Source organism: Corallococcus sp. AB049A, assembly GCF_003668885.1.
GTDB classification, from domain to species: domain Bacteria; phylum Myxococcota; class Myxococcia; order Myxococcales; family Myxococcaceae; genus Corallococcus; species Corallococcus interemptor.
On record NZ_RAWL01000379.1, the window covers coordinates 1 to 8490 of the forward strand.

Consider the following 8490-nt stretch of genomic DNA (forward strand, 5'->3'; position numbering starts at 1 on the left):
GGGGCGGGAAGCACGGCCCCTCCCTCCTTGCCCGTGTGACGGCCGGGGGGACGGGCTCAGTGCACGGCCACGATGCGGCCCTGGCCATCCACGCAGTAGACCGTGCCTCCATCCAGGATCTCCGCATCCAGACCGCAGCGGGACAGGTCCGGGATGAAGGAGATGAAGAACAGTCCATCCTCGGAGCGGAGCACGCGGGTCTCGTAGGTGTCGCGGCGTGACAGGCACTCCGCGATGCGCGGGTCGCGTGCGTTGCTCTGGACCTTCCGGCCCGGTGGAAGGAAGTCATTCAGCGCCAGGCTCAGGGCCTCCAGCATGGGACCCGGAAGATGGGTGGCGTTGTCGAAGGACTCCGGGAAGTGGACGCGGGCAGCCTCTGCTTCGGGCGCACGCGGAGCCATGGGAAGCTTGTGGTAGCCGAGCAGACCGCACCCGCTCAGCCCAACACCCAGGAACCCGAGTCCGAGCGCACGCAATCCACGCAGCGTCATGGCAGCCAGTCCTTTCCCTCGAAGGCATTGAACGCGCCCCAGTCACCTTCGGCCTTCCCGATGGGAACCCAATGGCCCGCCCGCAGCGCGGACACGACGCGGGTCGCGTAGTTGTAGCTGTAGGCGATGCAGTGCCCCAGCTTGTCCTTGTGGAAGATGTACAGCTCGCGGTCCCAGATGCGCCCTGTCTCCTGTTCGAGGACTCGGGACGTGCCCAGGGGAGACCAGCCCGCGGGCCTCAACGCGCCCATGTCCCGCTCGGAAGGACGCGGGTTGTGGGGATGGTTGTGGGCAGGCCCCAACAGCACGACTCGCCGGTGCTCCAACTCATGGAGCTTCCGGGGAACCAGGCAGTACTTGCGGCCATCCGGGCCATCTCCGCCGATGTCGGAGAGGAAGCTGAGGAAGTACCCGTGCTCCTGTTCCGAGTAGTAGTGCAGCGCGCAGTACTCCTTCAGAGCGAGCGGATCCGCATCAAAGTCCCAGGTACGTGAGCAGCGCGCCCAGGTCCACGTCGGACAGGGCCTCCTTGCCGTAGAGCGGCATGGTGCCTCCCACGCCGAAGAACGGCCCGTGCCGGACCTTCTCGATGACGACCTGCGCGTGCGGGATGCCCGGGAAGGCCTCGTCGTAGGTCCGCGTCACCTCCGGCAGCACCGACGCGAAGGTCGTCAACCGGCCTTCACCCGTGTGCGTCGCGCCGTGGCAGTTCTGGCACGCCGCCCGGTACACCGCCTCGCCGCGCGTGGCGTCGCCCCGGGGCACGTCCTGGATGTCCTTCACCACCGTGAACGGCAGCGCGGGCGCCTGCGCGTCCGGGCTGATCCGCGACAGGTACTCATACAGCGCGCGGGAGCGCGGCTCGTCCGGCCCCAGCTTCGTCACCCCGCGCATGAAGTTCACGTAGCAGACGTTCACCGCGTCCAGCAGCCGCGTCTCGCTGCCGCCCCACCAGTCAGGCCGCGCCGCCACGTTGTACAGCGTGTGCCCGGAGTCGATGCGTCCCGCCGGCGCCTGGGCCGTCGTCGCGTGGCACGTCGCGCAGGAGAAGGAGTTGTACTCGCTCGACGACAGCGTCGAACTCTGGAACAGCGCCTCTCCGTAGTCCGCCGCGTCCTGGGGCCCGTCCTCACGGCACCCGGCGAGCACGCCCACGAGCAGCGCCGCCATGCCTCCTCGCAGGCCCCTCACGGCGTCCCCCGCAGCAGGCTCACCGAGTCCGGGAAGATGCCCACCTTCACCGTGGACACCACCGTGCCCTCGCCCAGGTCCACCACGTGCAACGTGCCCGGGCCGATGTGGTCCCCTTCGCAGACCGCCAGGCCGTGGCGCTCGTCCGGCGTCAGCATGAGCTGGTGCACGTTGAGACAGCCCGCCTGCGACAGCTGCACCGTGCGCAGCACCGCGGACGTCGCCGCGTCGATGACCGCCACCGCGTCCTCCTGCTGATAGGGCATGTAGAGCGTGCGCCCGTCCCGCGTGAACGCGCCGAACATGGGCGCGCCGCGCAGGTACACCGTGCGCTCCGGGTTCATCGTGCGCGTCCCGGGCTCCAGCACCTGCACCTGCTTGCTCGCCAGCGAGCTGACCCACACGTCCCCCGTCGTGGGCGACACCGTCAGCGCGTACGGCTGATGCCGGGGGTTCACAGCCGTGCCCGCGCCCGCCGCCACCTTCACGCGCGTCACCGGCCGGCCCTCGGCCTCCAGGTCCACCACCGCGACCTCGTCCGACCAGCAGGCCACGTACGCCGTGCGCTCGTCCGCGGACAGGCGCACCGCGTGCGGGGCGGGGCACACCCTCACCCGCTCCTTCACCGCCATCGTCTCCGCGTCGAGGATGACCATGCGCGCGGCCATGTCCTCCTCGGTGCCGCCCTTGCGCGCCACGTCCGCGATGCGAAGCAGGTCGAAGTGCGTCTGGTACAGCGTGCGCCCGTCCGCGCTGACGATGACGTCCCCGGGGTTGCGGTCCACGCGCGTGGACGCCACCAGCCGGTTGTCCTTCGCGCTCAGCTTCAGGCAGTAGCCATCCGCCGTCCCCGTCCCGTGCGCGCCATGTGGCCCCGAGCCACCGCCCGGCACGTAGTTGGAGATGCCCACGTAGTAGTAGTCACCCGCCGGCGACACCGCCGTGTGGTGCGGCCCCTCCAGCTCCACCGGATGGAGCCCCACCGGCACGCGCGCCAGCTCGCCCCAGCCCGGTGTGCCCAGCCCGTCCATCTCCAGCAGGCTCACCGAGTCATCCAGGCTGTTCGTCACCAGCAGCCGGCCGGAGGCCCCCGGAGGCGGCACCGTCGTACCGCCCCGCGTCCACGGGTTCGGATCCGCGTACGCCAGCTCGGGCACGTCCGGGCCCGGCTCCGGCGGCTCGGTCTCCGTGCACGCGCCCAGCGCCAGCGCGCAAAGCCAGACAGCGCGCCTCACCTGGCCATCCCCATCGTGAACGGCACGGTGGACCCCATCGTGTAGGGCCCCTCCGTGATGCGGTTCTGCACCAGGTACGCGCTCACCACCTGCACCGACAGCTCCTTGCCCGCGGCGTCCTTCACCGTCTGCCAGGAGCCGCCATCCAGCTGCCACTGCAACTCGGACGTCAACACCTGCGCGATGGGGCACTCGCGCCCGGCGGCGTAGACCTTCACCCAGTAGAGGTCGCCCGTGTACGGCGGCAGGTGGGCCTCGGCGGTGGGCAGCACCTGGTTCCCCAGCCACGCGAGCACCGACCGCTTCGACTCACGCGGGCGGGCTTCCCGCATTGGCGGCACCGGATGCTCCAGCGACGCGCGCAGCGGGGACGTCCACCGCCACAGCGGCGCGGCCTGATCCGTGAAGTACGACTGCCCGGGCTCGGGCGACGTGAGCGTCACCGCGCGCGAGCTGTCCTGTGGCTGGTTCTTCGCGTCCTCCATCGTGCGCCACGCCTCGTCCGTGGCGCCGCCCGCGTACAGCGGCTCGCCGCACGCCGTGGCCTGGGGAGGGGCGTCATCTTTGTCGCACCCACTCAGGGCCAGCAGCGCGACGGCGGCGGTGCTCCACGGCAGGAACGTCTTCAGCTTCATGGTCTCGGGTCCTCGCGCCGCCGGCCGCGACGCCACAGGGGAAGGAGGAACAGGGGAACGAGCGTGCCCGCGGGCGCGGCGGCGCAGCCCGAGGACGGCTTCGGATTGACGGGAGTGCCCGCGTCGGCAGGCGGCGCGCCGGCATCCGGCACGCCCGCGTCCGGAACGCCGTCCGGATAGAGCGGCGCGCCAATCGTCTCCGCGAGCTGGGGCCAGCGCGACGGACACAGCTCTCGCACGGGCGTGCCCGCCGGGCACTGATGGCTGCCTTGAATCTGCTCCAGGCTGAAGAGCGGCTCCCAGGTGGTGCCGTCATCGGTGCTGCGCGCCAGCGACCAGTCATGGAGCCATGGCGAGCCGCAGCCGTAGAGGACGCCTCCCACGCGCGTCACGCACGCGTTGCCGGTGGGCAGCTCCAGCTTGGAGAAGGCCCCACCCGCCTGGCTGCGGAAGAAGGAGTTGTACGTGGACACCCACGCGGTGCCCCCGTCCGCGGAGACGTCCATGTTGACGAAGACGTCGTCGATGCCCGCGCCCGTGCGCGCGCTGAAGGTGCGCCCCCCGTCCGTGCTGTGCAGGACGTGCGTGTAGCCCTGCGCGGACACGCGCGCCCAGACGCCGAGCGGATCCACCGGGTCCGTCGCCGTCACCACGAAGTCGAACGGGCGCACCAGGTCCGGGAAGGCCTGCGGCAATTCCTCCCATGTCTCGCCCGCGTCGCCGCTGCGGAACAGGTACATGCGCGCCGTGTCCGACGCGGACACGTAGAGCGTGCGCGGATCCGCGGTGGACACGCGCACCGCGGAGAAGAGGACCCCCGCGCGCTGCAGCGCCAGCGCCCGCCACGTCCCGCCGCCGTCGTCCGAGCGGAACACCCCGTTCGTCACCGACGTGGAGCGGCCCGTGGCCACGTACAACACCGCGTCATCCGTGGGGTGCGCCGCGAGCCCCGTCACCCACGTGTCCTTGAACGCGGGGTGTGACGTCCACGAACACGCGCCGTCCTTCGAGGACAGCAGCGCGTTGCCCGTGGCCGCCAGGAGCTCCCCCGTCCCGCGCCACACGAAGGACTCCGGGCGCCAGCCGCCATACCCCATGGCATCCGGACACACCCAGCGCCACGTCCGCCCGCTGTCGCGCGAGATGACCGCGCCGAAGGTGGCCCCCACGAAGAAGTCCTCCGGGTGGCCACGCCGCAGCGTGACGTTGGACGTCTCCGGCAGGCCCGCGTGCGCCCACGCCACGGCCGGGCCCAGCAGTCCGGCCACCACGGCCGCCTTCCAACCCCCCGAGATTCGTCGCTCTGGCATCCGGCGCTCCGGGGCAGACCCCATGGCTCCCCACGATAACGCCCGGCCCGCGCATGCATAGCGGCCGGTGCGGCAAGGGGTTTCCCGCGCCCCAACCTCCCGGGTTTCGCGCGGCCCCTCCGCGCGGTCCGGCGTCTGTCCAAGGCCTGCCGTCCTTCCCCGTGATGGCTGGCTTTCCCTGTTTCAGGATGCTACGCCATCAGGGTCCCGGACCCAGGCGTGGACATCCTCTGTCCGCCGGGGCGTCCGGGAGGAATGACGGGGCCGTGATTCCAGACGATTCGAACGTGGGCGACGTGGCCGTGGGCCCTGGCTCCAGCGTCACGCGAGGCATGTGGGCGCGGGTGTTGAAGGGCGAGGTGGAGGACGCGGTGCGGGCCTACGAGGCGATGGGCGCGGCGCAGCGCGAGCGGGTCCTGGAAGAGGCGCTGGCGGTGCCCACCGACACGCGCAACCGCCTGGTGGAGGTGCTGCGGCAGGCACGCGACTTCGCGGGCGCGGCGAGGCTCCTGGAAGCGGACGGAGATGACCGGAGCGCGGCGCCCCTGTACGAACAGGCGGGAGCGCCGCTGCTGGCGGCGGAGGCGTGGCTGAGGGTGGGCGAGCAGGCCCGCGCGGCGGCGGCCTTCGAGCGCGCCGGTTCGCTGGAGCAGGCGCTGTCGCTGTACCAGGCGCTGGGCGCGCGCGAGTCGCTGGCGCACCTGTTGGGCCGCATGCACCGGCCCATGGAGGCGGCGGGGGTGTTCCGGGTGCTGGGCAACGCGCACGCGGAGCTGGAGATGCTGCGCGCGGTGCCCGTGGACGACGCGCAGCGGCCGGAAGCCGTGCTGCGCATGTGCGAGCTGCTGGACGCGGAGGGCGCCACGTGGCGCGCGCTGGTGCTGCTGGCGGACGGCATCAAGCACGCGTCGGGCGCGGGGCTGCTGCTGCTCCAGGCGGAGCAGGCGCGGCTGCTCCAGCAGCTGGGGCTCGCGTCGGCGCCGGAGGGCGCGGCCGCGGCGGAGAAGGCGCCGCCGGTGGTGGATGGCTATGGCTATCTGAAAGCCATTCCCATCTTCGATGGTCTGTCATTGGAGGACATGCGCGACCTCTACCGCCTGGCGCGGCCCATGCTGCTGCCCGCGGGGACGACGGTGCTGGAGAAGGGCGCCAAGGGAATGGGGCTGGTGGTGCTGCTGGAGGGCATGGTGAGCGTGTCCACCGGCCCGGGCCCGGACGCGCGCCAGCTCAACATGCTGGGGCCCGGTGCGTTCCTGGGGGAAATCTCCCTCATCCTGGATGGCCCGGTGTCCGCGCACGTGCGCGCGCACACGGTGGTGCGCGCCCTGCGCGTCACCCGGACGGACTTCCAATACTTCCTGGAGACGCACGAGGCCGCCGCCCTGCGCATCTACCGCCTCTTCACGCAGAGCCTGGCGGAGCGGGTGCGGGATTTGAGCGGGTGAACGGTCCGCCCTACCGAACGGGTGCGTGCGCCGCGCGGCTGGGTTACAGAAGCGCGCATGGCGGACTCCCCACACGCTCAATCCCTCAAGTCCCGGGCGAAGCTCCTCGCCGCGCGCGGTGAGCTGAGAGAGGCGCTGGAGGCCTACGAGGCCGCGCTGCGCGTGGACCCTGACGACCCGGTATCGCACCTGCGCGTGGCCGAGATGTACCAGTCGCTGGAGCACGAAGCCGCGGCCATCAGCGCCTATCTCAATGCGGCGCGCGCCTGGACCCGCGCGGGTGAGCTCCTGCGCGCGGTGGCCGCCCTGGTGATGGCGCGAGTCCCGGGCACCCGCTTCGATGTGGTGCACACCGTGGCGGAGCGCTTCGCCCTGCCGCCCGGCGCACTGGCGCCGACCTTCGCCTGGGTCCCCGACGGCAAGGACCCAGGCGTGCCGGTGCTGGCCAGCGTGGGGCGGGAGGCCTTCGTGGCCCTGGTGGAGGCGCTGGAGGTGCGCGAGCGCTCCGTGCTGCTGGAGTTCAAGCGCCAGTCCCTGGCCCGCGTCAGCGCGGCGCACCCGGAGGTGGACGCGGCCGTGCACGCCTTCTACCAGCGCCGGCTGGTGGAGAACCTGCTGCGCACCAGCCCCCTGTTCACCAACCTTCCGCCCGCGCTGAAGCAGGCGATGTCGCGCGAGTTCGACCTGCGCGCCGTGCCCGCGGGAGAGGTGCTCCTCACGCAGGGCCAGCCGGGGGACGCCTTCTACCTGCTCTTGCGCGGCCAGGTGCAGCTGTCACTGGAGCAGCGGGGCCGCATCGTGCTGCTGCCGGAGCTGCGCGAGGGCGACGTGTTCGGCGAAATCTCGCTGCTGCTGGACAAGCCGGTGTCCGCGACGGTGCGCACGAGGACGCCCTGCGTGGTGCTGCGGCTGGAGCGCGCCGCCTTCGAGCGGCACGTCGTCACCCAGCCCGGCTTGAAGGGCCAGCTCATGCGCATGGGGACGGAGCGCCTTCAGCAGACCGCGAAGGCGCTCTTCGTCTGAGACGTCAGGCCTCCGCGTCCAGCTGCACGGGATGCTCGCGCAACCAGCCCTGCGCGCGGCGGATGCGGTCCGCGCCGGACGCGCGGCCTTCCTTCTCCAGCAGCTGCCGGTAGGGCTCCAGCTGCTCCGGCGTCCACGCGGGCAGGGCCTTCAAGTCCGCGAGCGACACCATCTCCTCCGCGCTGCGCCCCTTCGCCTCCTGCCGCGCGGTGAGCAGCGCCGCCAGCACCAGGCGCGCGGGCTCTGCTTCGAAGGCGATGGCCGCGTCGGTGAGCCATTCGCGCGTGGGCTCGTCCGCCGCCGGGTCCTTCGCGCCCGCGCGCATGCGCTCCAGCATCCCTTCGAGGAAGTCCGCGTCCACCGCGCCCTTCACCGCGCGCAGCAGCGCCGCGATGACCTGCCGCCGGCCTTCCGGGTCCTTGGGCTGGGACTTCATCGCGCGCAAGGGCTCCCACAGCACGACGGTGAGCCACAGCTCCTCCTCCGGGGAGAAGACGGACGGCGTGGCGGGGTCTCTCAGCTTCGTCTCCACCCGCTGCGCGCGCTCCTTCGCCTCGCGCGAGATGCGCTCCACCAGCGCGGGGTCCGCCTGCACGTGCTTCACCAGCGCATCCAGCTCCCCGGCCTCCGCCTTGCGCAGGGCCTCCGAGGCCTCCGGCGTCATGGACTCCGGCTCCATCTGCGCGACCAGGGACTCGTACTTGCGCACCACCTCCGCGTGCTTCTGGCTCCACTCGCGGAACTGCACGTCGAAGACGACGTCCAGCACGGGGTTGTCCTCCGGCCGCACCTTGCCCGTCTTCTTCGCCGCCGTGGCCAAGAGCGCGCCCACGCACAGCGCCCGCCGCTCCTCCGGCGTGCGTCCACCCTTCGCGGCCTGCGCCAGGAGGCCCGCGCCCAGCTTCTCCTGGAAGCCGCGCGTGCCCAGCTCCCGCACCACGCCCACGCGCAGGCTGTTGCGCGCCTGCATCGCGTCCAGGCCCTCCTGCGCGGCCAGCGCCGCGAGCGCCTTGCCCACGTGGTCGCTGAAGGCCTTGTCGTCGTACCTCAGCCCCGGCTGGGGTCCCGCGGCCTGGAGCAGCACGGACAGGTGCTCCAGCGTCTGAGACAGGCGGGACACGTCCGCGTCGCCCAGAAGCGACATGGCCGCCTCCAGGTCC

At 71.9% G+C, this 8490-nt stretch carries 9 protein-coding genes; 2 read left to right on the forward strand and 7 right to left on the reverse strand.

Annotated features, from left to right (window positions below; genetic code table 11):
- Positions 1 to 56 precede the first annotated feature (56 nt).
- From D7X55_RS30565 to D7X55_RS30590, 6 genes are all read right to left on the reverse strand, one after another.
- Positions 57 to 401 (reverse strand): hypothetical protein, encoded by a 345-nt coding sequence (locus tag D7X55_RS30565; protein WP_233610164.1) that lies wholly within the window; start codon positions 399 to 401, stop codon positions 57 to 59.
- An 86-nt stretch (positions 402 to 487) separates the two neighbouring features.
- On the reverse strand, positions 488 to 799 hold the full coding sequence (locus tag D7X55_RS30570) for a hypothetical protein (RefSeq protein ID WP_120552777.1): 312 nt from the start codon (positions 797 to 799) through the stop codon (positions 488 to 490).
- A gap of 166 nt (positions 800 to 965) precedes the next feature.
- On the reverse strand, positions 966 to 1661 hold the full coding sequence (locus D7X55_RS30575) for a c-type cytochrome (RefSeq protein WP_121724907.1): 696 nt from the start codon (positions 1659 to 1661) through the stop codon (positions 966 to 968).
- A 17-nt stretch (positions 1662 to 1678) separates the two neighbouring features.
- Positions 1679 to 2917: a YncE family protein gene (locus D7X55_RS30580; protein ID WP_121724908.1), complete on the reverse strand. Its 1239-nt coding sequence runs from the start codon at positions 2915 to 2917 to the stop codon at positions 1679 to 1681.
- Positions 2914 to 3552, reverse strand: coding sequence for a hypothetical protein (locus D7X55_RS30585; protein ID WP_120552780.1), 639 nt, complete (start codon positions 3550 to 3552; stop codon positions 2914 to 2916). The genes D7X55_RS30580 and D7X55_RS30585 overlap by 4 nt, the downstream gene beginning before the upstream one ends.
- On the reverse strand, positions 3549 to 4823 hold the full coding sequence (locus tag D7X55_RS30590) for a hypothetical protein (protein ID WP_233610165.1): 1275 nt from the start codon (positions 4821 to 4823) through the stop codon (positions 3549 to 3551). The genes D7X55_RS30585 and D7X55_RS30590 overlap by 4 nt, the downstream gene beginning before the upstream one ends.
- Positions 4824 to 5194: 371 nt before the next feature.
- On the opposite strand from D7X55_RS30590, the gene D7X55_RS30595 reads away from it, so the two are divergent.
- Together D7X55_RS30595 and D7X55_RS30600 are read left to right on the forward strand one after the other, a co-directional pair.
- Positions 5195 to 6307 (forward strand): cyclic nucleotide-binding domain-containing protein, encoded by a 1113-nt coding sequence (locus tag D7X55_RS30595; RefSeq protein ID WP_407921795.1) that lies wholly within the window; start codon positions 5195 to 5197, stop codon positions 6305 to 6307.
- Positions 6308 to 6364: 57 nt separating this feature from the next.
- A complete protein-coding gene (locus D7X55_RS30600) occupies positions 6365 to 7330 on the forward strand; it encodes a cyclic nucleotide-binding domain-containing protein (RefSeq protein ID WP_121724910.1) in 966 nt (321 codons plus the stop codon).
- 4 nt (positions 7331 to 7334) lie between these two features.
- On the opposite strand, the gene D7X55_RS30605 is transcribed toward D7X55_RS30600, so the two are convergent.
- Positions 7335 to 8490, reverse strand: a 1156-nt coding sequence (locus D7X55_RS30605) for a zinc chelation protein SecC (protein WP_121724911.1), incomplete at its 5' end; no start/stop codon positions are given.

Bases quoted from the DNA above. Each gene is read 5' to 3' on its own strand.
- D7X55_RS30575 (WP_121724907.1), bottom strand. From the start codon at position 1,661: ATGGCGGCGCTGCTCGTGGGCGTGCTCGCCGGGTGCCGTGAGGACGGG.
- D7X55_RS30565 (WP_233610164.1), bottom strand. From the start codon at position 401: ATGGCTCCGCGTGCGCCCGAAGCAGAGGCTGCCCGCGTCCACTTCCCG.
- D7X55_RS30585 (WP_120552780.1), bottom strand. From the start codon at position 3,552: ATGAAGCTGAAGACGTTCCTGCCGTGGAGCACCGCCGCCGTCGCGCTG.
- D7X55_RS30595 (WP_407921795.1), top strand. From the start codon at position 5,195: ATGTGGGCGCGGGTGTTGAAGGGCGAGGTGGAGGACGCGGTGCGGGCC.
- D7X55_RS30600 (WP_121724910.1), top strand. From the start codon at position 6,365: ATGGCGGACTCCCCACACGCTCAATCCCTCAAGTCCCGGGCGAAGCTC.